14 protein-coding genes and 2 pseudogenes are annotated in these 22,197 nt (G+C 39.1%); 3 read left to right on the top strand and 13 right to left on the bottom strand.

Annotated features, from left to right (window positions below; translation table 11 throughout):
• Nucleotides 1-160 precede the first annotated feature (160 nt).
• From MKX69_RS02730 to MKX69_RS02720, 3 genes are all read right to left on the bottom strand, one after another.
• A complete protein-coding gene (locus tag MKX69_RS02730; protein WP_341008678.1) occupies nucleotides 161-2,233 on the bottom strand; it encodes a DNA topoisomerase III in 2,073 nt (690 codons plus the stop codon).
• Nucleotides 2,166-2,543, bottom strand: coding sequence for a DUF1033 family protein (locus MKX69_RS02725; protein ID WP_341008676.1), 378 nt, complete (start codon nucleotides 2,541-2,543; stop codon nucleotides 2,166-2,168). The genes MKX69_RS02730 and MKX69_RS02725 overlap by 68 nt, the downstream gene beginning before the upstream one ends.
• A 128-nt stretch (nucleotides 2,544-2,671) precedes the next feature.
• Nucleotides 2,672-3,232 carry a TetR/AcrR family transcriptional regulator gene (locus MKX69_RS02720; protein ID WP_002323745.1) on the bottom strand — a complete coding sequence of 187 codons (561 nt, stop codon included), beginning with the start codon at nucleotides 3,230-3,232 and terminating at the stop codon, nucleotides 2,672-2,674.
• Nucleotides 3,233-3,381: 149 nt separating this feature from the next.
• Between MKX69_RS02720 and MKX69_RS02715 the strand changes: the two genes are divergently transcribed.
• Complete coding sequence (locus MKX69_RS02715; protein WP_086324505.1) at nucleotides 3,382-4,674, top strand: multidrug efflux MFS transporter; 1,293 nt, start codon at nucleotides 3,382-3,384, stop codon at nucleotides 4,672-4,674.
• Nucleotides 4,675-4,733: 59 nt separating this feature from the next.
• On the opposite strand, the gene MKX69_RS02710 is transcribed toward MKX69_RS02715, so the two are convergent.
• The 3 genes from MKX69_RS02710 to mnmA all read right to left on the bottom strand — a co-directional run bounded on the left by MKX69_RS02710 (nucleotide 4,734) and on the right by mnmA (nucleotide 8,653).
• Nucleotides 4,734-5,852, bottom strand: a complete 1,119-nt coding sequence (locus MKX69_RS02710; protein WP_010718309.1) for an aminotransferase — start codon at nucleotides 5,850-5,852, stop codon at nucleotides 4,734-4,736.
• A 13-nt stretch (nucleotides 5,853-5,865) separates the two neighbouring features.
• The gene (gene arcD / locus MKX69_RS02705; RefSeq protein WP_002286721.1) at nucleotides 5,866-7,287 is read right to left on the bottom strand and encodes an arginine-ornithine antiporter; all 1,422 of its coding nucleotides are present in this window, start codon (nucleotides 7,285-7,287) and stop codon (nucleotides 5,866-5,868) included.
• Nucleotides 7,288-7,531: 244 nt separating this feature from the next.
• A complete protein-coding gene (gene mnmA, locus MKX69_RS02700; RefSeq protein ID WP_341008672.1) occupies nucleotides 7,532-8,653 on the bottom strand; it encodes a tRNA 2-thiouridine(34) synthase MnmA in 1,122 nt (373 codons plus the stop codon).
• Nucleotides 8,654-9,056: 403 nt separating this feature from the next.
• Here mnmA and MKX69_RS02695 point away from each other — a divergent pair, with 403 nt between their 5' ends.
• Entirely contained in the window at nucleotides 9,057-9,656 is a 600-nt protein-coding gene (locus MKX69_RS02695) for a metallophosphoesterase (RefSeq protein WP_002291205.1), read from the top strand.
• Nucleotides 9,657-9,793: 137 nt separating this feature from the next.
• On the opposite strand, the pseudogene efmA reads toward MKX69_RS02695, so the two are convergent.
• The 6 genes and pseudogenes from efmA to MKX69_RS02665 all read right to left on the bottom strand — a co-directional run bounded on the left by efmA (nucleotide 9,794) and on the right by MKX69_RS02665 (nucleotide 16,152).
• Nucleotides 9,794-11,079, bottom strand: a pseudogene (gene efmA, locus MKX69_RS02690) (multidrug efflux MFS transporter EfmA).
• 154 nt (nucleotides 11,080-11,233) lie between these two features.
• Complete coding sequence (locus tag MKX69_RS02685) at nucleotides 11,234-12,193, bottom strand: IS30-like element IS6770 family transposase (protein ID WP_002293280.1); 960 nt, start codon at nucleotides 12,191-12,193, stop codon at nucleotides 11,234-11,236.
• A 223-nt stretch (nucleotides 12,194-12,416) separates the two neighbouring features.
• Nucleotides 12,417-12,761: a DUF1831 domain-containing protein gene (locus MKX69_RS02680; protein ID WP_002286736.1), complete on the bottom strand. Its 345-nt coding sequence runs from the start codon at nucleotides 12,759-12,761 to the stop codon at nucleotides 12,417-12,419.
• Nucleotides 12,762-12,897: 136 nt separating this feature from the next.
• Nucleotides 12,898-14,043 (bottom strand): cysteine desulfurase family protein, encoded by a 1,146-nt coding sequence (locus MKX69_RS02675; RefSeq protein ID WP_002295158.1) that lies wholly within the window; start codon nucleotides 14,041-14,043, stop codon nucleotides 12,898-12,900.
• Between the two features lie 179 nt (nucleotides 14,044-14,222).
• Nucleotides 14,223-15,197 carry a ribose-phosphate diphosphokinase gene (locus tag MKX69_RS02670; RefSeq protein WP_341008668.1) on the bottom strand — a complete coding sequence of 325 codons (975 nt, stop codon included), beginning with the start codon at nucleotides 15,195-15,197 and terminating at the stop codon, nucleotides 14,223-14,225.
• 79 nt (nucleotides 15,198-15,276) lie between these two features.
• Nucleotides 15,277-16,152, bottom strand: coding sequence for a hypothetical protein (locus tag MKX69_RS02665; protein WP_002331654.1), 876 nt, complete (start codon nucleotides 16,150-16,152; stop codon nucleotides 15,277-15,279).
• Between the two features lie 129 nt (nucleotides 16,153-16,281).
• Between MKX69_RS02665 and MKX69_RS02660 the strand changes: the two genes are divergently transcribed.
• On the top strand, nucleotides 16,282-18,189 hold the full coding sequence (locus MKX69_RS02660) for a M13 family metallopeptidase (protein ID WP_341008665.1): 1,908 nt from the start codon (nucleotides 16,282-16,284) through the stop codon (nucleotides 18,187-18,189).
• 540 nt (nucleotides 18,190-18,729) lie between these two features.
• On the opposite strand, the pseudogene MKX69_RS02655 reads toward MKX69_RS02660, so the two are convergent.
• Nucleotides 18,730-21,997: pseudogene (locus tag MKX69_RS02655) on the bottom strand (right-handed parallel beta-helix repeat-containing protein).
• Between the last annotated feature and the right edge of the window lie 200 nt (nucleotides 21,998-22,197).

Genomic DNA, 22,197 nt, shown 5'->3' with positions numbered 1-22,197 from the left:
AAAGTCTTGTCACAGTCCTTTTTTCCGAATAATTGGTGTTCCAGAAGTAGCTTCTTCGGAAATAAGCCGAAATTTCACAAAAATTTGAGAAGCAATTTTCGTAAATTCCTTCTTATTTCTTGAAGCTGACCACTTCTATCACAACCTCTTTCATATCTTATTACTTCTTCATTGCTGCTTTTAGTGCTGCTGCTAATGGGCTTTCTTCTGGTTCTTCTGCTTGTGCATATTTTTTCAGCAAGCGTCGTTCTTCATGTTTGGTCATTTTCTTCTTCTGCTCTTTTTTATCAAGCATTTTTTCTGTCGTTCCATCGTATTTACAACGGAAATAAGCACCGTTTTTACCTTCGATGATTTCCATTTGCCGGTGACATTGCGGGCATCGATGATTAGAGACTTTTGGATCTTTTCTTCTGCGGTAGTTGCAATCTGAATTGGTGCAGACATAGATTTTGCCGTCACGTGTGTTTTTCTCGCGCAGATTGGCCCCACATTCTGGGCATTTCTTTTGGGTAATCGAGAAATCTTGATATTCTTGTTTGCTTGATTTGATCTCATTCACCAAGCGTTTTGTTTCTTTTTCGATTCCATTCAAGAAGGTTCCTGCTTGTTTCTTTCCTGCAGCAATAGCTTCAAGGTCTTTTTCCCAGCTTTCTGTCAAATCTGGTGTTACTAAAGAGGGATTTACCAATACTAATAATTGCTTACCTTTAGGAGATACTTGCAGTCCTTGAGGGGTACGTTCCATCAGTTCAGATTTGATTAGTTTCTCGATAATCTCTGCACGCGTAGCTGGGGTTCCCAGACTGTATTTTTCCATTTGACCAAGCAAGCTTGCTTCTGACAATGGTTTAGGCGGTGCAGATAGTTCTTTTTTGATGGCGAAATCGGGATTGATTCTCATTCCTTTTTCCCATTTGACTGTTTCCGTCTCAGTTTCAGTTTCGCCTTTCCATCCTGCTTGGACGACACGATTTTGCCGAAAAATGAATCGTTCTTTACCAAATTCAACCGTAACTTTTGTTTGGCTGACTTTATGGGGTTGAGCAAACAGTCCTAAAAAACGAGAGACAATCATTTGATAGATTTTTTGCTCTTCATTACTTAATTTTTCATAACGTGCTCTGTTTTCAGTTGGCAAAAGTGCATGGTGATCGGTCACTTTACTGTCTTGGAATACTTTTGTCTGTTGGACGATGGCTCCGTTTTTCAAATACTGCTTGACCTCAGGAGCAAAGTCGCTGACTGCTTGCAATCGTTCTTTCATCGTACTTTTCATGTCATTTGTCAGATATTTGCTGTCTGTACGCGGATAAGTAACGATCTTATGGGTCTCATACAAACTTTGTACAAGACTTAATGTTTTCTTTGCAGAATAGCCATAGCGTTGATTGGCTTCTCTTTGGATCTCTGTTAAATCATAAGGCAATGGCGCAGATTCCGTTTTTAATTTTTCTTGGACTTCTGTGACAGTTCCTTTGCTTGTACTGATCAATTGAACAAGTTTTTGTGCTTCTTCTTGTGTTTTTAAAGCAAATTGATTTTTTTGAAGCATTTTGGCTTGTTCTTTTCTAGCTTGCAACGTGATCGTGAAATACGTTTGTGGACGGAACTGCTCGATTTTCTTTTCTTGGTCTCTCACTAATGCTAGTGTCGGTGTCTGCACACGGCCTGCTGATAAATTATCCGCGTACTTCACAGTTAAGGCTCTGGTCACATTCAATCCTACCAGCCAGTCCGCTTTTGCCCGGGCAAGAGCAGATTCATACAATGCATCATATTCTTTCGCAGGTCTTAGTTGCTTGAATCCAGTTTTGATTGCTTTATCTGTTTGAGAAGAGATCCATAACCGCTTCACTGGTTTATTGAAATGCACATACTCTAAGATCCAGCGAGCAACAAGTTCCCCTTCTCTTCCGGCATCTGTCGCAATGACTGCTTCTGAGACATCTTTTCGCTGAGCCAGCTGCTTGATTGCTTTTAATTGATGTCCTGTTTTAGGAAGTGGTTTGATTCCTAGATTTTTAGGGATCATTGGCAACGTGTCCATTTGCCAGCTCTGCCATTCCTTATTCAGATCTTCCGGCATTTTCAATCCTAATAAATGACCAAGGGCCCAAGTAACGATCACCTTGGGTCCTTCATAATAATTTTTGTGCTTTTGATTAGCACCAAGCACCTTGCTTAGGTCTTTCGCAACGCTTGGTTTTTCCGCTAGAAATAGTTGTTTCATAAAATTCCTTTCCGCTTTCTACTGTGATGGGCTGATGATTTTTCAACAACGCAAGTCCTTTGTATTGCTGTAAATCATCGTCACACTCTTCACACCAGCGCTCATCTCCGTCATTCCAAAAGGCGCTGAGAAAGTTACTTTTTGCATTGATATATTCATAATTTTGATGGATTTCGTTCCATTGTTTTTCGTACGCTTGTCGTGCTTCTTCGAAAGACTCGAATGTTTCTTCTGCTTCAATATCTTCTTCCCAGTCTTCAAAAAACCACCAAGGCTCATTGTCCCCGAACATGGTAATTACTTGATACATACTCGTGCTCCTTCTTTCAGCTTTTCTAGACTCATCTTAGTCACTTTTCAAGAAAGTTGCAAGAATTTTCTCTTATAAAAGGGTCATTTAATGAACATCTTAAAATTGTTACAAATGAATCTGATTGTTTAAGGCAAAGTAGCGATAAAGTCATTGATCATCCAAAAATAGCTGTCTTCTGGATCGATTGTTGGTTCTTTTGTAAAGTATCCTAAAAAACGTAAGGAAAGATAACCGTGGATCATACTACGAAGTTCCCTGCTTCGATGAACTTTTTCTTCTTTCGTTAATTGAAAAGCCTCAAATATCTGCAAAATGATCTGATTCGTTTCATGGATTCCATCTAATAAAACAGCTTCATTGGTATGCGGTACACTGATCAGTAACTCATACACTGCTTGATTTGAAAAAGCAAAGGATCGATAAGTTTCTGCATAGATCTGCAGTGCTTCCTGACCACTTTTTCCCACAAGAGCCCGACGCAGCTGGTCATTAAGTTCCTGCAGAAGTTTCGCTGTTAGCGCTGTTTTGACATCACGAATATTTTTGAAATGGTTATACAGCGAGGGAGCCTTGATATCCAAGCGTTTCGCTAAATGCTGAAAGGTTATTTGCTGAACATCCATCTCTTCTGCTAGTTCTCGAAAGCAGTCGATGATTTTCTCTTGAGACAGATTTCTTTTTTTCATTTCCATGTTTCCTCTCATAAAATAAATCCTTCACTCTTTCAGTTTACCACGAAAAAGAAAGAGAAAAAAGAGACTTTCATTGATAAACTACATATTGTAGTTTATAATAAAGAGCTGTAGATGAAAATTTTCAGAAAGAAGGAGTCTAATTGGCTGTAAGAATAAAGGAAAAATTATTTAGGAAAAGAGAAACTTGGGAACAAAACTTGTTTGTCTTATGGTTTGGAACATTTATGGCTGGTATCGGATTTAGTTTAGTCATGCCTTTTATGTCACTTTACATAGATACGTTAGGTAATTATAGTACGTCACAATTGAACTTTTGGAGCGGATTGACTTTTTCATCTACTTTCTTGGTGACTACGCTGATCTCTCCTTGGTGGGGAAAATTAGCCGACCAAAAAGGAAGAAAATTGATGCTGTTGCGTGCTTCATTAGGAATGGCAATCGTCATTTCTTTGATGGGTTGCGTGACTAGTGTGTATCAATTAGTCGCATTGCGTCTGCTTCAAGGGATTTTTTCTGGTTATATCAGTAATGCCACTGCCCTTGTCGCAACTGGGACGCCAAAAGAAAAAAGTGGTCAAGTTCTTGGAACCTTAGCAACTGGTTCTGTTACAGGAACATTACTTGGACCGCTTCTTGGCGGGATCTCTGCTTCAGCGTTTGGCTATCGCCCTACCTTTTTCATTACAGGGATCATCTTATTTTTCGTCTTCTTGTTGAGTCTGTTTTTCGTCCATGAAAAATTTGTCCCAGTGAAAAAAGAAAACATGGTTTCTGCCAAACAGATTTTCAAAGACTTGAAATATCCACACGTCGTCATCGGTATGTTCGTCACAACGATGATCATCCAAGCATCCAACAATTCCATTAGTCCAATCATCAGTCTGTACATTCGTCAATTGCTGCATGGACATGGGAATGTTACGTTGATCAGCGGAATCATCGCTTCGATACCTGGGATTGCCACTTTGATAGCCGCTCCAAGATTTGGTCGCTTAGGTGACAAGATTGGGAGTGAAAGAATACTTGCGATTGGTTTGGGTTTTGCGATTCTGGTTTATATCCCAATGGCATTCGTCACGAATGTTTGGCAATTAGCTGCCTTACGTTTTTTGATTGGTATCTCTGATGCTTGTCTGCTCCCTGCTGTCCAAGCATTGATCACAAAATATTCGCCTCATCAAGCTGCTGGACGGATCTTCAGTTATAACCAATCTTTCCAAGCAACTGGTAACGTAGTAGGGCCTATGATCGGCTCCAGTGTTTCCAGTGCATTTGGTTATCGTGGCGTTTTTCTTTCGACTTCTCTTCTTGTTTTGGTCAACTTCTTGCTTGTACGACACAATACACAAGAGATCCATCAGCAAGAAACTGCAGAAGAAAAAGCTTCAGGAGTCTCCATATCTTCAGGGCACTCTCCTTCTCATAGACAATAAGCGTAAATGAAAAACACTGCTTGAACAGTTATCACAGACTGTCCTTGCAGTGTTTTTGTTTAGGCCTGTTTTTTCAAGAACTCAGATAAGAGGAATAATCCCTTTTCCAAGGTTTCTTTTTTACAACAGTAACCTAGTCGGGCATGCTTCGGTAAATCAAAGGCACTTCCTGGTACTAATAGTACTCCTGTTTCTTCTAATAAATTGATACAAAATGTCTGGTCATCTTCTTCGATGGCTAATTTAATGAAAGAAGTAGAGACGTAATTGGGAGCGACAAGTTCAACTTTCGGTTCATTGGCTACCCATTGTTTTAAAATCATAAGGTTCTCTGTAATGATCTTTTTGTTTCGCTCCAATATTTTTTCTTTATTCTTCAATGCATGTACAGCAAGATCATCTGACAGGACTCCGCCGCAAATCATCGTGTAGTCTCGATACTTTCGAAAAACTTCTGCCAACTCAGGTCCAGTAGCTGTCCAGCCAATACGAATACCTGGAATGGAGTAGGTCTTGGATAAGGAATTGGTTGCTATACCTTTCTCATAGACATCTACGATCGACAAGAATTCACCTTTATCCGTTAAAGGCGCATATACTTCATCTATCAATACATATGCATCTACTGTACGAGCAATTTCTGCGATTTTTTCTAAAGTTTTCCGATCTAGCAATGTGCCTGTAGGATTGTTTGCACTATTCAAACAGATAATTTTTGTTTCAGGTTTGACTAAGGCTTCTAGCTGTTCTAAATCAAACTGCCAATCTTCTTCTTCCTTCAAATGAACAAAGTCAACAGCGGCACCTAAAGATTTGGGGATGTCATATAATTGCTGATAAGTAGGAAGCATCGAAACAACATGGTCTCCTGCTTCCACTAACGCGTATAGAGCTAAAAGATTAGCACCAGTCGCTCCATTCGTTTGTAAGATGTTTTCCGGATCGACGGTTTGATAAAGAGAAGCGACTTCTTGTTTGAAAACATCTGATCCTTCGATCCAGCCATAGTCCAATGGTTCGTTTTTGCGTTTTTCGAAAAATTCACTTACGCTAGTCCCATCTAAGCCAACGAGTTCGTCTAATGTCAATGCTTCGATCGAGCTTTGTGCAATATCATATACCGCTTTCTTTTCCCATTTATTTAGCCATTCTTCTACACCGAAATTTGCGATTTTCATGTTTCTTTCCCCCTTATATCTTGATCCAGCCTACAGCAAGCAACCCGATTGAAAGCAGTGCGGCCACACAAATCAGCCCAATCATTACTTTTTCTTTTCCCGTAATTTGATGTTTGGTTTCACGACAAGCGATCCAGTAGAAGCAAAAACCAGGAAGATAGGCAATACTACATAAAAGGACATAAGAAAATCCTGCTAAAATGATGCCCATCAATTCAAAAACTACAGCAATCCCACCGATCACTACTTGTTTTTTGATTCCTTCTTTTAAAGAAAACTGGACTTGATAGATCCCGACAAGTAGATAACAAATCAAAATTGCCGCTGTACATAAAGAATAGGCAAATTGATAGGCATAATCAGTAACTAAGAAAGTCAATAAGAATAGATTAGTCAAGATTGCAGTAACAACTAACGAATAAGTTGGGGCATTTTTTTTATTCGTTTTTCCCCAACCTTTCGGCAACAGACCGTCTCGAGCCATCAACATCGTTGTTTCTGCTGGGAGCATCGTCCAAGACAACCAAGAACCAATGATCGAAATAATCAAGCCGATATTGATCAGCGCTGCTCCCCAATTTCCCACGATTCCTTTTAAAATATTTGCCATAGCAGGTTGTGAAATAGTTGCTAACTCTTCTTGAGATAAGACGCCGTATGGCAAGATCGAAGCAAGGATATAGATAAACAATAAACAAAGCAGACCAATGATCGATGCTTGCTGGGCTTCTGAACGTTTCTTCGCGCGGTTGGCTAAAACACTTGCGCCTTCGATCCCTACAAAGACCCACATCATAACCATCAAACAACCTTTAATCTGCAACCAGATCGTTCCTTGCTGCCCTGTTCCATTCACTAGATTATCAGATACGTTACCCCAAAAATCAGCAGTGAATATATTCACTTTAAATGCGATAAATACAAATATTAAAAATAGGAATAATGGCACTAATTTACAGATCGTCACGATTGTATTGATGACGCTCGCTCCTTCAACTCCATTGTTTACTAATAAAGTCAGACCCCAAATAAAAATACTTGCAAATAAAATAGAAGGAACATTTTGTCCACCTTTGAATATCGGGAAAAATTCTCCCATGGCGCTCATCAGCATCGTTGCAAAAGCAACATTTCCCAGCCACGCAGACAACCAGTAACCCCAACCACTGATGAAGCCACCTAATTTACCAAATGAAGCTTCCGCGTAACCGAAAATACCACCATCTAGATCTGGACGTTTTTCTCCTAAATGATTCAGCGATAATACCAAAGCTAAAATACCAATCCCAACGATTATCCATGAAAGGATCGCTGGCCCTGGAGCTGCAGAACTAGCCAGATCACTTGTGATCCCAAACACACCGCTTCCGATTGACGAACTGACAACCAGAGCAACCAGTCCCCATTTGCTAATACCCGTCGATTTCTTTTCCATTTCCTTCACCCTCACTTATAAAATTGAACAAATCACTTGCAAAAGATTCCCTTCTATTTTGCAACTGCTCTTGCTTAACAAAAAGCAACTTTATTCATATTATTGGATATTATGAACTTTTTACACAAGTATTTCAAGTATAAAATGAATAAAATTAATTTTATTGCAAAAAAACAGCTATGCTATCCAAAAGAAAAGGTGTTTCTTTTGTTAGCCATAGCTGTTTTGATTCATTTAATATCGCTTAAACGTATTGTAAAACTTTTGTTTCTTGATATGCGTGGTCGATCAAACCACCACCCAGACATTCCATTCCATCATAAAATACAACTGCTTGTCCAGGAGTGATTGCACGTACAGGTTCGTCGAATACGACTTCTGCACGATTATCATCCAATAAGCGAACTGTCACAGGAACGTCTTGCTGACGATAACGGAATTTCGCTGTACACTTGAATTCTTTTGGCATTGGTTCATTCGTCGTAAAGTGGATTTCACTTGCATCCAAGCTTGTGGCATACAAGGCAGGATGATGGAACCCTTGCCCCACATATAATGTGTTTGTCGCTAGATCTTTTCCTACAACAAACCAGGGTTCTTGCGAATCTCCTCCGCCACCGATCCCTAGTCCTTGACGTTGACCAATCGTATAATACATCAAGCCAGCATGTTGTCCTTTGACTTCACCATTAAGAGTGACCATATTTCCTTTTTTTGCTGGCAGATAGTTGCTCAAAAATTGTTTGAAGTTCTTTTCACCAATAAAGCAGATTCCCGTTGAATCTTTTTTCTTAGCAGTCGCAAGGCCTGCGCGTTCAGCAATTGCCCGTACTTCTGATTTTTCCATGCCGCCTAGAGGGAACATCGTTTTTGAAAGCTGTTCTTGTGATAATTGGCTAAGGAAGTAAGTTTGATCTTTATTATTGTCTACTCCACGAAACATGTGGACCACGCCGTTTTCATCGCGAGTGACTTGCGCATAATGTCCAGTAGCTACATAATCGGCGCCAAGATCCATTGCATAATCCAAGAATGCTTTGAATTTTATTTCTTTGTTGCACATCACGTCTGGGTTAGGTGTACGTCCTGCGCGGTATTCGGCTAGGAAATATTCAAATACACGATCCCAATATTCTTTTTCAAAATTCACAGAGTAATAAGGAATCCCGATTTGAGCAGCTACTTTCGCTACATCCTTATAATCTTCCGTGGCCGTGCATACACCGTTTTCGTCCGTGTCATCCCAATTTTTCATGAATATTCCGATCACGTCGTATCCTTGTTCCTTTAACAAAAGTGCTGTTACAGATGAGTCGACACCGCCGCTCATCCCTACGACAACGCGTGTTTTGCTGTTGTCTGTCATGATATCACCATCATTTCAATTAGATTCTGAAACATCTACGAGTTGAAGGTCGCAACTTTTCAGTATTTTACATTATACGTCATATTTCTGAAAATTTCATCCCTTAATTATCAAGTCGTAAAAATACTGTTCTACTGGACCTATTCAGTACACAAACATGATAGTCAACCAAAAAATCACTCATCTTTTGAGCATTCGATATAAAAAATTGGCATACTCATAAAAAGGGCCAGCCTTTCGGCAATAAGGAATAATTTTGTAAATTGTGAAAAACTATTTTTCAAAATTGCTTCTTATCGCTTAAAGCTGCACGTCTCATTTACAACCTTTTCTTTTTAGATGGTATGAGTTGCTCAGATAAGTGATTTTGTTTACTCTAAGAAAAAAGGGAGGCAAAAGATACATGAATTACTTTACCAGTGATATGCACTTTTTCCATGAACGCTTATTAGGAAAAAACGACTTTGCTCCGCGGCTCTTTGCAAATGTGGATGAAATGAACCAACAGTTGATCACTAGCTGGAATGCAGTAATAAAAGAAACCGACCATGTTTATCATCTAGGCGACCTTGCTATGCATCCGCAATATGAAAAAGCAAATGCAGAAATTTTGGAACTGGTCACTCAACTGCAAGGAACAATCCACTTGATCAAAGGGAACCATGACAGTCGCGCTTTTTTCCGTTATTTAGAAAAAAATGATCCTAGGCTTACTGACGGAAGTCCCAAATTTTATTTTTATGATGTAGGTGCCATCGTTAAATTCGACCATCAACAATATTACTTGACTCATTATCCGATGTTGCTCGGGCCTAACGACACTATCCGCAATCTTCATGGACATATCCATCATTACAGCGTACCTATCGAGAACGATGTCAATGTAGGCGTAGACGCACCGGAAAGAGAACTCTTAAAGGAAAAACTACCATTTGGCACTCCGTTATCTGAGCAACAAATCAAAGAAATCTATGAAGCAAAGAGGAAGTACGATAGGTCGTGAAAAAACTGCCCTATATCAAGTATTAAACAAATAAAGATAATTACTCATATTTTTCATTTGAGTAGGCTTATTGCCACAGGAACATTAGGATCAGAAATGGAGTTGTAACAAGACTTCTGTCACAACTCCATTCCATACTATTCGTCTTTTTGCTCATGGTGTTCTTTTACCAATTTTTTCTGTAATTCTTTATCATAATTTCGAGCAGCTGACGTTAAAAATAAAACGATTCCGCATAATAAAATCCCGATTCCAGAAAACAAGAACATTTTTTCTACCCCTAAACGATCAGCTAATGGTCCTGCAAATAATAATCCAATTGGACCTGCCAGGTTCATCAAAGAGTTGAAGTTCCCTAAGACACGACCTAAAACATTCGATTCATAACTCTGCTGGATCATTGCCATCAGCAGTGTATTGAAATATGGCGTTGCACAACCTGCTCCTGCATTCAAGATAAGAAAGTATAAGAACCCTTGACTATCGTTTGGAACCAATCCGCTTGCACCAATCGTCAGGCCCATAATGATGTAGGCTATAATAATAGGTTTCATTCGGTCTTTCCATGTTCCTATAAACTGATCAGTGCACCGCCTAAGAGCATTCCGACTGCGTAGACTACTTCCACTGCTCCCGCCTGTCCAACGGAACCACCAAAGTAATCTAGCGTCATCAATGGATACAGACTGATTGCTGGCATGAACAACAGCATCACAAATGCACCATTGATCGTTATGTACCATAACCCTTTGTTATCCATCAATTGTTGCAGCCCAAATTTTGCATCTTTAAAAATAGTAAGCGGAACTTCCAATATTTCAGGAGAAACTTTTGGGATCTTCACAAAAATCAATAAGCCGACACCAAAAACTGCCCCCAATACATCTAATAAAATAAGGTAATTGACAGGAACGACTGAAAACAAAGCCGCACCTAGAGCTGGCGCAATGATAAAATTCGCTGATTGGACCATTCCTAACTGTCCATTCGTCCTTGTTATGTGAGAAGATGGAACGATTGTCGGCATAATCGACTGGATCGTTGGCATTTGGAATGTTTGTGCGACCGAACGCATAAACAAAGACACAAAAACTAGCCAAATCGGGAAGGATTCTGAAATCGTTCCGACTACTGCTAAAATAAGCGCGAAAATCGCTACAATAATATCCGTGACAATCAAAAGAGCTTTTTTATCCCAGCGATCCACTAGCGGTCCTACAAATGGGCTTAGTAAAACCATGGGGATCATTCCTAGTAAAGTAGCAAAACTCAAAATTGTCGCCGAACCGGTTTCTCTTGTCAAATACCAGATGATCGCATATTGGACGACCATACTAGTGATTCCTGACAAAAACTGTCCCGATAAAAAGAACAAATAATTTCTCTTCCAATTCGTTAAAACGACCGACTGTTCATTTTCCATAAACATCCCTCTTTTCTTTTTCATTTTGTATAGCGTTTGCACAACAATCATTATACGGGATTCTTTTTTCAAAAAATACCTTTTTCCCTAAATAACAATCGTTTCAATTTAAATTTCTTTACTTAGAAACAATAAATCAGCAAAATATGATTTGTCAAATTAAGCTAGAATAAAATGCTTCTTGTACATAGCTCAAAAATATTTCGATTGGTGTTCTGTAATTCAATGATTTTCTTGGAATATGATTACGTTGATTGCTGACACTGGAAATAAATGTCTGATTCACTTCTCTAAAATCCATTGATTTCGGCAGTCCATTACGACGCAGAATCCCGTTAGAATTCTCGTTTAATGGGCGTTGAGAAGGTGTTCCAGGGTCCGCAAAATATATATCAATATCATGTTGGTTACTAATGGCTTTCCAGTTAGAAAATTCTTTTCCACAGTCAAACGTAATAGATTTAAAGAAGTTTTTAGGGAAGCGAGAAAACCATTGATTAAGGGCAGTTTCAATATCTAATGCCTTACGGCCGTTGGGTTTAATCGTGATAATGACTTTAGATAATCTTTCAACTAAAGTAATGACGGCACTTTTATGATGAATGCCAACGATCGTATCACCTTCAAGGTGACCAAACTCAGAATTGAAATCAGGATAATTATCAGGTCGATCATGGATTGAGCGCTGATACTGTTGTTTTCCCCGTTTTTCCTGATGGCCATTGGGTTTTCTTTTACCTTTCATCGGTAGTGTGTCAATATCAAATATTCCTTTAGAAAATAAACGATAAAGGGTTCTCATACCGCATGAAACAGGTCTTTCTTTTCGCCCGATAATGACGTCAGGCGTCCAACCAAGAGTGACTTTCTCTTTAATGTAATCTACTTCATGAGCAGGTAATTGAATGACTTTTCTACCACATTTTTTCTTATTTTCTTTATACTGGTGCCAATAATCAAGAGCAGTCTTACCTTGCTTGAACTTATTGACTACATTATAAATAGTTTGTATAGCACGTCCCATTCGGTTAGCGATTTCAACCGGCTTATTATGTTGAAGATAATATGATTCTATCATTGTCAGTTCGTCTATGGTAAGATGTTTGTAGGTCATTTATGGTTACACTCCTTTGTTTTCTTTCGTCGGAAATACAATTTGAGTGTACCATAAATGCCTTTTTATTTTTCTAACTTAATTTTACAATTCGCGAATATTAAAAATAACAACATGTGTTAAATTTAAAAATAAAAAAGACAACTAATTTGCGTCGTCCTTACAAAGTTAGTCATCTAACAATAGGCCGTTTCAAAACTAGTTGTCTTTTTATATCCACAGATCATTCGACTTTTTCGAATAACCCACGGCTAATCATCCCATCCATCAGAAAATAAAATTTATCTTGGCTCATTTTCTGTTTTGGATCTTTGAAAATATTGACTGCTTTCAATCCATTTGCTGTAGTGATCGACATTTTCAATGTTTGAATATCTTTTGATACAGTGATTTTTAATTTGAATCCTTCTTTGCTTTGCGGCGTGGCATCTAATGGTCGGATCAATTGATAATTGCCTCCGTTTGTTTCTGTAAATCCATTATCGCGCAATGTATATCTTTTTGCATCAGGATGCAAACGATAGCTAATTGGTGCGCCCAGTACCGTTGCTGTTGTTTCAAATGCCATGATTTTCACCTCGATAAAATTAGTTTCTCTTTATTATAAAAGTTTATCCTGATTTTTACTAGGTTTTTCAGTTAAGTTCCCTAAAAAATGAAGGCGTTCTCTCAGACATCTGTTCATATAAGAATGACTTCACTAGTTATTTTTTGACAGCACGAACTAATTGATCAAGGAAATACTGGATGTCGTCTTCGGTATTTCCCAAACCAAAGCTGATACGGATGGATTCTTTTAGTATCGGTGTATCTTCTCCATACATTGCTTCTAATACGTGTGAAGGCTCGATATTTCCTGCTGTACAAGCTGAACCAGTAGAAATAGCGACCCCATTAAGATCAAGCTTCATCAGTAGCAAATCATTTGCTTCGCCAATTAAGCGAAGATTCAACACATGAGGGAGTTTATTCGTTAAATCACCATTTACTTGATAAGGGATTTCGTTTGCTTCTAATGTATCAAGAATCAATTGCTGGAATCCTTTATATTTGTTGTTACGTGCTTCACGTTCTTCAGGTGACAGCAGTTCAACTGCTTTTGCCATACCCCAGATCCCTGCTAAATTTTCTGTACCTGCACGCCGCTTTTCTTCCTGCTCCCCGCCTAAAAGCAATGCAGGGATATTTACTCCGTCTCGTTTATATAAGAAACCGACGCCTTTTGGCCCATTGATTTTATGAGCAGAGATACTTAATAAATCGATTCCTAATTCTTCTGGATGGATCGTTTGGTTTCCGTACGCTTGTACCGCATCTGTATGGAAATAAGCTGGATGATCCGCTAAAAGTTCACCGATTTCTTTGATTGGCATCAAATTTCCGATTTCATTGTTCCCGTACATCACAGAGACCAAGATCGTATCTTCTCGTAACGCTTTTTTGACCTCTTCGATCGACAGATTCCCTTTTTCATCTACAGGCAGATATGTAACGTCAAACCCCTTTGTCTCTAAATATTTCATGGTATTAAGAACAGCAGGATGTTCGATAGCTGTAGTGATTAGATGTCTGCCTTCTTTTTGACGCGAGAACGCTGTTTCTAAGATAGCTGTATTATCCCCTTCTGTTCCCCCACTGTTAAAGATGATCTCGTGAGGTTTTGCTTGCAGACTGTCTGCAATGATTTGTCTTGCTGTTTCCAATTTTTCATGCGCGTGGCGACCAAATCCATGTATGCTTGAAGGATTTCCAAACGTGTCTTGCATGATTGCCGTCATCGCTTCAATTACTTGTGGATGCATGGGGGTAGTTGCCGCATGATCCAGATAAATAGTTTTCACTTCATTCATCCCTTCCAAATTATTGCTAGGCACATTCTAGCATAAAATAGCGAACAAACCAAAGAAGAGCTCATTTTTGTCTAGAGGACGTTTCATGGGCATAGAAAAAAGGAGCTGTGACAAAAGTCTTGTCGCAGCTCCTTGAAGCTGCTCACTTCTGTCACAACTTCTTTCCCTCTTTTTTTTGTTTATTCGAATTCTTTTTCTTCCAGACGGAATAACGGACTCATCGGTGTATTTTCATGGATGCGTTTGACCGCTTCACCCATTAATTCTGAACATGTAACGATTGTTAAGTTTTCTGGATGACGATTTTCTTCTGTGAAAACAGAATCAGTGATACAAATATCTTTGATTGGTGCATTGTCTAAAATACTTTTCGCATGATCGGACAATAATCCATGTGACGCACAGGCATATACTTCTTTTGCGCCGTTTTCTTTTAATACATTTGCTGCTCGTGCAAACGTTGCTCCTGTGTTCAAGATATCATCTACCATGATACATGTCTTTCCTTGAACATCACCGATCACATAACCACCCTCAGTTGAAGCATCATCTGCATGATCTACGATGGCTAATGTGCTGTTCAAATATTCTGAAAGACTACGTGCACGCTGAACACCGCTGTTTTTTGGCGAAACAACTACGATGTCATCTCCCGTCAGACCTAATTGACGGTAATAATGAGCAAACAACGGCATCGTAAATAAATTATCTACAGGAATATCAAAGAATCCTTGTACTTGAACCGTGTGCAGATCTAAAGTCAGTACTCGAGTTGCCCCTGCTTCTTCGATCAAGTTAGCGATCAATTTCGCAGTGATCGGTTCATGAGGTTTCGCCGTGCGGTCTTGCCTAGCATACCCATAGTAAGGCAATACGACATTGATCGTTTTCGCACTTGCTCGCTTCATTGCATCGATCATGATCAGTAGTTCCATATAGTAGTCATTGACAGGTGCATTCGTTGATTGAACGATATACACATGATCCCCTCGAATACTTTCTTCGATATTGATGGAAATCTCGCCATCACTAAATTGCTTCACGACGCTTTTACCTAATTCTGTTCCGAACACTTTCGCGATTTTTTCAGCTAATGGACGGTTGCCATTCAAACTAAAAATCTTCAACGTGTCATCCTGATACTTATTACTCATGTAGTCCTCCCCAAAACTTCTCTATTCTTCGATAGTTTAACATATTTTTCCAAGATTTTCTGTTAATTTCAGCAAATTCTTAAGGAAGTGAAACTGTTCCGTTACTCCAACTGGCAGGAATGACTTTATGATAATCGCCCCAGTTGTCGTGTACTTTGTAATAACGTTCTCCTGTTTCAGTTTCAAAATAAGCGTACGCTGTCACCCAATGATTGCCATATGTACTGCCAAGTACTTTCAAAATACCAATCATCACAGGTTTGCCTTCACGTATACGTTTTGTAGCTCGCTGCCATGAACCTAGAAGAGTTGCTCGTGCACGCTCATGATTGCCATTCTTCTTTAAAAAACTAGAAATCCCTGTACTAACCTGAAAAGGAATCGTAGGAAGTCCTAGTGGTTGGATCTGGCTACGCAATGCCTTCGTCAAAACCAACGAATCAGCCGTATTTTTCTTGCGAATCTCATTTGGAAGCATCCACCCCTTACGATAGTCTTGATAATAGGCAAGGAGAACTGCTGCCGCGTAAGTACCACAAAGATAGCCTGAGGGGGTAGCCCATTTCTTATACCTCAAAAAACGTTCTTCTGGCAATCCCACCCAGCAATTTGCGAGTTCCTTTCCTGACCTTTTTTCTTCGATCAAAGCGGGAATATCTTCTTTTCTGTTGATCCATCTAGATAACTCGATTGGCTCTTCATTGATCAGCTTCCATTTTTTACAAGAAAGACCCTCTTGATAAGTATATTTTGCTGGAGAATATTCTACCGGATGTCCTGATTGATCGATAATCACATAACTTTGATCTTCAAAAACCAGAGCTAAAAAAAGCAATTTACTTTTTCTTGACTGCAGCTGCTGAGTGCTGGCTAATTTTTTAATTTTTTTATCTACTTTGAAATATAAAGGTTTATCCACTACTTGATTCAGTTGGGATCGCCTCCTTTTTTTCATTATAAGTGAAGGATTGAAAAAAACAAATCAGTTTGATTGTTCGAATTTTCAATTTTTTATGTTCTATTTGTTAATTACTTCATTTTGTAAGATAATGGGCACACGAAACAAAAAAGGAGCGATCGATGAATGAACAAAGAACGATTGAAACAAGATTTCTATGAAGCAGTCAATGAAGAATGGCAAAAAACAGCAAAAATCCCTGCAGATAAACCAGCTACAGGCGGTTTCCAAGATTTAGTTGACGGGATCGACCAACTTTTGATGGGAGAAACAGACGATCTGCTTGCCCATCCAGAAAAAGTGTCTTCAGAAAAAATGAAACATTTCCTTGCATATTATCAACTGGCAAACGATTATGACCGAAGAAATGAGTTGCATGCTCAACCACTTCAACCTATAATCGAAAAAGTTGAATCATTGCAGTCTTTCGACGAATTGAATAAGCAATTTCCAGAATGGCTGTTGGATACATTACCATTGCCATTTAATCTGGATATAGATGCAGATATGAAGAATGCGCAAACGAACGCCTTCTTTGCTTATCCGCCTTCTTTATTCCTTCCAGATAAGACGTATTATGCATCAGACCATCCCAACGGTGCACAACTAATAGGCGTTTTCTTTGATATGGCTGTTCAGTTATTAGAGCTTGCCGGCAAAGAAAAAAGTCAGGCAGAAGCAATCACGGAACAAGCAGTGCAATTTGATAAATTGATTGCTCCTCATGTAAAAAGTGCAGAAGAAAACGCAGATTACAGCAAAATGTATAATCCGCAATCTTTTGATACATTTATTCAATACACAGATAAACTGGACTTGAAAAAACTTGTCACGGGTTTGATTGGGACAACTCCAGATAAAGTGATCGTAACTGATCCAGTGTACTTCGATCATTTGAATGACATCCTGACAGAAGCTCATTTTCCGTTATTCAAAAGCTGGATGATCATTAAAACAGTACGTTCTCTTAGTGGTTATCTATCAGAAGAATTCCGCCAAGTCAGCGGAATCTATTCTCGCGTATTGTCTGGAACAGACGAAGCAATGCCTCAGAAAAAAGCAGCGTATTACCTTGCCTCTGGACAATTCGATCAAGTAGTTGGCGATTACTACGGAAAAAAATATTTTGGCGAAGCTGCTAAAAAAGACGTAGAACAAATGGTGAAAAAAATGATTGCCGTTTATAAAAAACGTCTAGAAGAAAATGACTGGCTTGGGGATGCAACAAAAGAAAAAGCCGTCATAAAATTAAATAACTTAGGTATCCAAGTAGGCTACCCCGATAAGATCCCAGCATTATTCGACCAGTTCAAAACAGTACCTGCAGATCAGGGTGGTACTTTGCTTTCAAATACTCTTGTTTTCAGCAAACTCACATTAAAAGATCGTTTCAGCAAATGGAACAAACCAGTGGATCGTTCAGAATGGGAAATGAGTGCTGACACGGTCAATGCTTATTATCATCCATTTCGGAATGTGATCGTCTTTCCGGCAGCGATCCTTCAAGCACCATTTTACAGTCTAGAACAATCAAGCTCTGCTAATTATGGTGGAATCGGAGCTGTTATCGCTCATGAGATTTCCCATGCATTTGATAATAACGGCGCTTTATTTGACGAATATGGCAACTTGAACAACTGGTGGACAGAAGAAGATCTTACACAATTTCAAAACAAAGCACAAGCAATGATCGAAGAATTCGATGGTCTGCCTTTTGCTGACGGAAAAGTAAACGGAAAATTAACCGTTTCGGAAAATATTGCTGATGCAGGCGGTCTAAGCTGTGCATTGGAAGCAGCAAAAACGGAATCAGATCTTTCTATCGAGGAATTCTTTGTCAATTGGGCAACGATTTGGCGTACAAAAGCAAAAAAAGAATACCAACAACTTTTACTGCAAATCGATGTCCATGCCCCTGCTAAACTCCGAGCAAACGTGCAACCAAAAAACCTTGACGAATTCTATGAAACATTTGGTATCACGGAACAAGACGCTATGTATCTAGCGCCAGAAAAAAGAGTGCGAATCTGGTAAGAGGTTGTGCCAGAAGTGGTCAGCTTCAAGAAATAAGAAGGAATTGGGGAAAATTGCTTCTCAAATTTTTGTGACATTTCGGCTTATTTTTCGAAGAAGTTACTTCTGGAATACCATGTATCAGAGGTTGTGAAAAAGCCGCTTAGTTTCAAGTAGTAAGAAAAATTTTGTGAAAATAGCTTTCCACATTTTTGCATAAATTTGACTTACTACTGAGAAACTGGCTTTTGAACACCGTTTATCGAGAGGTTGTGAAATCAGCGTCCTGACCTGAGTATTAGAGAAAAAAACGGCAAAATAGTTCCTCATATTTTGCCGTTTGTTGAGCTAATACCGAGGGTCAGCTGATTGAACATCGTTTAGTGGAGAGATTGTGAAAAAGCTGTCCTGCATCAAGTAATAAGAACAGCCAATCAAAAGCAGCAAGGAGAACCTAATCTATAAAAAGATAGAAGGAAGTGAGACATCTATTGGTCTCATTTCCTTCTATTTTTACTTTCCTCAGTCAATTGTTTTACATCATAAAAGGAGAAATTCCACTTACTTTTTTCGCTGTTTCATGACATAAACAACTACACCGATTAACAAAATTCCTCCAGCTAATGCTAGCAACGGGTTATTAAATTCTCCCGTTTTTGGGAGTCCTTGAGTGCCATTTTTTTCACTTTCTTTTGCTGTCCTATCCGGATGAGAAGGTTTTCCATTTGACGATTCATTTCCTGGATTTTCTCTTTCTGGTTTGTCATTTCCCGGGGGCACATCGGCAGTTTCTCGCACAGTGATCGCTTTTTGCTGGGTAACAGATTCTGTATGAGCAGACCATTTTTTCCCCATCAAATATTTCCGAACGATAAGTGACTTCTAGCGTATATTCTCCTTTTGAAGGTGCTGAAAAAATAGCGGTATGATTAGAAAATTGAGCACTTGACTGTGTTTCAACGATTTGGATCTTTTCTGGGAAATAACGCATATCTTCAAAGACAGGCGTTCCTTGATTTGGTGTGAAAGTTGACACAAAAACTGTAAAAGGCTTCAGTTCAATGATATTTCCTTCTGCATTCTCCGCCACACCATTTGCTTCTTGTATAATAATCGGATTATTTTGTTCATTTGGTTTTGTCTGATTTGGTTCTTGTACGATTGCATACTCTGGATATTCCGAAGACGGTGAGGTTTCTCCGTCAAAAATAGCACCTACAGATAATGGAAGACCATCCACTCTTTCCTTTTCTGTTTGACGATTCCCCGGTTTAATCTGCATCAGTCCATGAACATGGATACTTCCATTTTCATAGCGCGTAACAGGCTGCTGACCTTCTTTCGAACATGTATTTAGAGACTCGATCCAATCTTTTGATACGGTATGTCCAAGAGTATTTTCTGATTGTTTCTCTCGTTCATTCCAATAGTAGTTCAACGAGTGGTAGATTTGATCTTCGTTTTGATTCAATGGGCGGATCTGCTCTCTCATCTCAAGATTCTCTGTTCGGAAAGATAAGATACCAGAAGCATGGTAGTCTGTGTTTCCTGCTGAAGAGGTATAAAGAGCCACATTATATGAACCGTTATTAAAACTTGTACTGCTATAGACGATAATATCTGTTCCGCTATTGGAATCGATTCCTTTCGCAAGATTTTCGAAAGACAAACTATTGATCAATTCATGAGGGCCCGTTAAAGAAGAACCGCCCATTTTGAATCCATTACCGTTACCTTCTCCCTCAATTCCCGGTACCCAGCCGTTTCGATAAGCAACTGAGTTTTTGATGATTACTTTTCCGATCGAACCTGTTTCATTTTTAGCAAAAAGGTCCCAACCGTCATCTGCATTATGATACGCGATACAACCGTCAAATACATTTCCTTCTCCTATTGTCAGTTTGGCCGCAAATCCATCGGCATCTTCAAATCCTGGATCGGCATTTTCAAAAGATGTACAGTTCTTGACTAAGTTATGCGCGGGCCATGCTTCGAAAGGATCATTTGAGCTACCGCTGATTTGGATTCCTGTATTTCCATTCCGATAAGCATGAATCTCTTCGATCAAATTATGATTTCCAGAAATCTGTAATCCTTTTTGCATAGCTGCACTATTTGTAATGTCAAACCCTCGTAAACCCCAGTAGTGACTGAACAGTGTCATCCCATTTCCAGTTCCTTTAAAATCAAGTACAGGACGCTTGTTTTCTGGATTTTTCTCTGCAATCAACTGAATTGGGTTTTCTCTTGTCCCGTTAACGCCTTTGGGAATCGTCAATCCTCTTTCGAAGGAATAAGTTCCAGGCGCCATGACGATTGTCTGCCCAGCATATGCGTATCTCAATGCTTGTGTCAGAGATAATGGATTTTGTCTGCTTCCGTTTCCTGCATCTGACCCTTCTGGTGTTACATAAACTGTCGAATATTTAGGTTTACGGTAGTCCACTGTATGAAGAATCTCTTTTGTTTCATAACTAGTCATCTCTACGTATTCTTCTGGCGGATAGTTTTTATCTGGCGTAAAACTGAAAGTAAATTCGTTCGTTCCTTCCATCAGTTTTGTCTGATAATCAAATTCCCGATTCGCAGTGATAGCCAAGTCTTTTGCGTTCTTAAGCAACTCTCCTGTTGCTTTATTTTTAATTGTCAATAATCCGTCAGCATTTGCTCTAAAGGACATAGTATGATCTTGGTTTCCTGAATGATTACTAGAGGTCACAGTGTAAATCGGATCAATCAAGCGAGTAGGTCTTTCTTGCCCAGGAGGATCTGTCGCAGGATCTGAGTAAGCAACTTCGATTCCTTCTACCTTGATCGTCATATTCCTTGCTGCAGCAAATCCTGCATAAATAACCGATTCATCTGAAGCGTATAATTTTTCCCAGTCATACATGATGTCAGAAGCCATTTCTTCTCCTGTTTCAGGATCGTAATAATATGCCTCTAAACCAGTATTCGTTTTTTTCATCTCTACGTCCAGTTTAGTAATCGAGTTCGTGGCCGGAAACAGATTCCCATGACCGTTTCCGAATATATTATAAGAACCTGTTTCTTTTTCCAAGAACCCTGCTGAAGTCTCTAAAGGTGTTGTTTCCACTGAGACACTCCCAGGAGCTGGCGCAGCTTGCGGATCTTCATATGATATTCCTGTGATTGCCCGTGTCCCCAATCCAAGTCGCATCGTATATTTGCTGCCGCTCGTGTTGACCACTTCTTGTCTATCCGAGTCCCAGACATATTCGATCCGACTGCCTAGTATGGCAAATGGATTTGAATAAAATGCCTGCCCAAACAAATGATCTTTTGGTACTGCGTCTCTTACCATTAAAGCAAATCCTTCTTGGGCATTCGTATAGGTCCAAGATTCTATTTCGATCGTCGCCCACATCCTAAAGTTGATGTCTTTAGGGATTGCTTGATAATAATAGGTCATTCCATCTGATCCGCTTGACTGGAATTTTCCGCCGTTATTCGTGGAAGAGAGCCGCACGCCGTCTTCTAATGGTTCAATGGCATACCTACTAGCACTTGTGCTTTCTCCGAAAACAACCCCTTTCCACTCTTCATTTGCTTCTTCAGATTGCTTTTTTGTCTTTTCATTTTCTGATTCTTTCATCATAGGATCATTTCCTTCTTCCGTATCCATATCTTCACTAGTTCTTGGTACTTCCTCCATTGTTGACATCCCTTCAGTGTTCACGTGTGCATTTTCTTCGTTCACAGACTGTTGTTCGTTAGCAGCAACTTCAACGACAGAAATTAAAACCGGGGTACTGAGCATAAGGAGATTCATCATTAGCGCACTGTATTTTATACGTTTTTTTAACAAGTGTATTCCTCCCGTAACAAATTAGAAAGCGCTTACTTAAAGTATTACCTAATTTATTTTCACTGTCAATAAAAAACAAAATTATAATAAGTGTATTTTATAAAAAGAAAAAATATAACTTAAGTTGTTGATAATAAAGAGATTTATTAACGTAAAAAGAATAATATTTTTTTAAAATAACGTATAAAAAAAGAGCGTAA

This window comes from Enterococcus sp. FSL R5-0957, assembly GCF_038008005.1.
Lineage (GTDB): Bacteria > Bacillota > Bacilli > Lactobacillales > Enterococcaceae > Enterococcus_B > Enterococcus_B faecium.
Note: the sequence above shows the minus strand (reverse complement) of the source record. Positions and strands in the feature narration are given on the sequence as shown.

Excerpts from the sequence above, each read along its gene's own strand:
- MKX69_RS02685 (WP_002293280.1), bottom strand. The coding sequence starts at position 12,193 with ATGACCTACAAACATCTTACCATAGACGAACTGACAATGATAGAATCA.
- mnmA (WP_341008672.1), bottom strand. The coding sequence starts at position 8,653 with ATGACAGACAACAGCAAAACACGCGTTGTCGTAGGGATGAGCGGCGGT.
- MKX69_RS02665 (WP_002331654.1), bottom strand. The coding sequence starts at position 16,152 with ATGAAAAAAAGGAGGCGATCCCAACTGAATCAAGTAGTGGATAAACCT.
- MKX69_RS02675 (WP_002295158.1), bottom strand. The coding sequence starts at position 14,043 with ATGAATGAAGTGAAAACTATTTATCTGGATCATGCGGCAACTACCCCC.
- MKX69_RS02670 (WP_341008668.1), bottom strand. The coding sequence starts at position 15,197 with ATGAGTAATAAGTATCAGGATGACACGTTGAAGATTTTTAGTTTGAAT.
- MKX69_RS02725 (WP_341008676.1), bottom strand. The coding sequence starts at position 2,543 with ATGTATCAAGTAATTACCATGTTCGGGGACAATGAGCCTTGGTGGTTT.
- MKX69_RS02660 (WP_341008665.1), top strand. The coding sequence starts at position 16,282 with ATGAACAAAGAACGATTGAAACAAGATTTCTATGAAGCAGTCAATGAA.
- MKX69_RS02695 (WP_002291205.1), top strand. The coding sequence starts at position 9,057 with ATGAATTACTTTACCAGTGATATGCACTTTTTCCATGAACGCTTATTA.
- MKX69_RS02730 (WP_341008678.1), bottom strand. The coding sequence starts at position 2,233 with ATGAAACAACTATTTCTAGCGGAAAAACCAAGCGTTGCGAAAGACCTA.
- MKX69_RS02720 (WP_002323745.1), bottom strand. The coding sequence starts at position 3,232 with ATGAAAAAAAGAAATCTGTCTCAAGAGAAAATCATCGACTGCTTTCGA.
- arcD (WP_002286721.1), bottom strand. The coding sequence starts at position 7,287 with ATGGAAAAGAAATCGACGGGTATTAGCAAATGGGGACTGGTTGCTCTG.
- MKX69_RS02710 (WP_010718309.1), bottom strand. The coding sequence starts at position 5,852 with ATGAAAATCGCAAATTTCGGTGTAGAAGAATGGCTAAATAAATGGGAA.
- MKX69_RS02680 (WP_002286736.1), bottom strand. The coding sequence starts at position 12,761 with ATGGCATTTGAAACAACAGCAACGGTACTGGGCGCACCAATTAGCTAT.